Here is a 1,797-nt window from a genome sequence, read left to right as displayed (position 1 = left end):
CCCCCCCCCCCCCCCCCCCCCCACCCCCCGCGGTCGGCGGAAGCACGAGTCTTGGGGGACAATGACGCCCATGAAGCGATGGGTGATCCGAGGGGTGGCCCTCGTTTCCGTGGCGTTCCTCGCGACTGCCGGGACGTGCAGCACAGGCAACGATCCTGAACCTCCCCCAGCAGCGCGGTGTCAGCCGGAGGGCATCGTGAGCGTCGGCGAGGCCCTCCCTGCTCGGTGCGCGTTCGAGGGCGTGGGCGGCGGAGTCTTCCGGCTGTCCGATCTGGCCGGCAAGCCCTCCGTCATCAACTTCTGGGCCTCGTGGTGCACGTTCTGCATCGAAGAGATGCCGGCCTTCCAGAAGGTGTACGCGTCCTTCGGTGGGAGGGTCGAGTTCGTCGGAGCCGACCTGCTCGGTGTTGACGGCGAGACCCGCGCTGCCGCCGAGAAATTCGCCCGCTCTACCGGCGTCCTATATCCGCTGATCTACGACGACGGAGGGCTCCTCTACGCGCACTTCTCCGCTCGGCTCATCATGCCGGTGACCATCTTCGTTCGGCCGGACGGCATCGTCGCCTACCGTCAGTTCGGCCCCCTCAGCGAAACGGCCCTCCGTGACATCCTGGCGAAAGAGCTCGGTCTCCGATGACCATTTTCGGTCCGAACGGTTGCACCCCGGCCGGGGCCGGGAGATAATAAAAGTGCTCGAAAGAGTTTTCTTTTTGGGGCCGCTTGTGAACTCGTTCACAAGCGGGTACGCGACCTGAACGCGCTGCACGATTGGTACGGGTAGGTTTGGTGAAGGCGTTCCGGCGGGTCGTATAATCCGGCCGCCGGCGGCGAGGAGGACATGGGTCGTTGATGGACTCAACTCTCGGTTTGGCCTTCAACGACACGTCTCCGCTTTGGCTCATCCTCCAGGAGGCCGTCTACCTGGGATTGGCCTTCGCGCTGCTCGGGGTCGCCTACAAGTCCAAGAGCGAGTGGGTTCGCGCCGGGATGGCCACGCTCGGACTCGCCGTCTTGGCCTGGCACGTCCTGGCGATCATCCCGTCCTGGTGGCTCTACTACGCCGACGGCGTCCTCGGATGGGGCGGCAACGGGTGCACGAAGATCGACGCCACCTGCCTGAAGCAGTCGGCCCGCGACATCATCGTGGTCGGCGAGAACGCAGTAGGGCTGGGCGCCTTCGTCGTAGGCTTCCTGATGTGGCAGAAGAAGTTCCCGAAGCAGCTCGCTCCGGGCGAGCCCAAGCGTGAGATGACGGGGGGCTACAAGTGAGCTCCACCTCCAACAAGCCTCCCTTCTACGACGACTACGAGCTGAAGGTCGTCGACCCGGGATGGCTGGCCACCCGGGTGAAGCCCAAGCGGCATATCGGCCTCGACCCCGACCTGTGCATCCTCTGCAGGGCGTGCGAGGACGTCTGCCCGTGGGACTGCATCTACATGCTGTCGCCGGACATCGTCGCCGACGCGGAAGGCGAGAACCTCGAGAAGGCGGCCAAGGGCTCCGAGGCCATCTTCGTGATCGACGACAATGAATGCACGCGCTGTGGGATCTGTGTCGACCGGTGCCCCTCGGACGCGCTGTTCTACGTGACGATGGGTGAGCAGAAGGCCCGCGCGGCCGCGGCGAACGAGTAGGGAGGACGGGGGGCGTGCCGGACAGCCAGAAGCCACTCCTGAGCGAACAGCTCGACATCCTCAAGGAGAAGATCCAGGACTCCCAGGTGTGGAAGTCGATCTTCCGGCCGGGGTCGTACCTCCGTAAGGGCTACAAGTCGACGACGCGCGACCGTGCGCTCGC

At 65.3% G+C, this 1,797-nt stretch carries 3 protein-coding genes; all 3 read left to right on the top strand.

The genetic code is table 11. From position 1 onward, the window contains the following. The first annotated feature begins 196 nt into the window (after positions 1-196). A complete protein-coding gene (locus tag WEB06_15060) occupies positions 197-637 on the top strand; it encodes a TlpA disulfide reductase family protein (protein MEX2556932.1) in 441 nt (146 codons plus the stop codon). Between the two features lie 212 nt (positions 638-849). Next, positions 850-1,269, top strand: a complete 420-nt coding sequence (locus tag WEB06_15055) for a hypothetical protein (GenBank protein MEX2556931.1) — start codon at positions 850-852, stop codon at positions 1,267-1,269. Next, entirely contained in the window at positions 1,266-1,634 is a 369-nt protein-coding gene (locus tag WEB06_15050; GenBank protein MEX2556930.1) for a 4Fe-4S binding protein, read from the top strand. Before WEB06_15055 ends, WEB06_15050 begins: the two co-directional genes overlap by 4 nt. The last annotated feature ends 163 nt before the right edge of the window (positions 1,635-1,797 follow it).

It is taken from the genome of Actinomycetota bacterium, from assembly GCA_040905475.1.
Classification (GTDB): domain Bacteria; phylum Actinomycetota; class AC-67; order AC-67; family AC-67; genus DATFGK01.
Note: the sequence above shows the minus strand (reverse complement) of the source record. Positions and strands in the feature narration are given on the sequence as shown.

Excerpts from the sequence above, each read along its gene's own strand:
- WEB06_15055 (MEX2556931.1), top strand. The coding sequence starts at position 850 with ATGGACTCAACTCTCGGTTTGGCCTTCAACGACACGTCTCCGCTTTGG.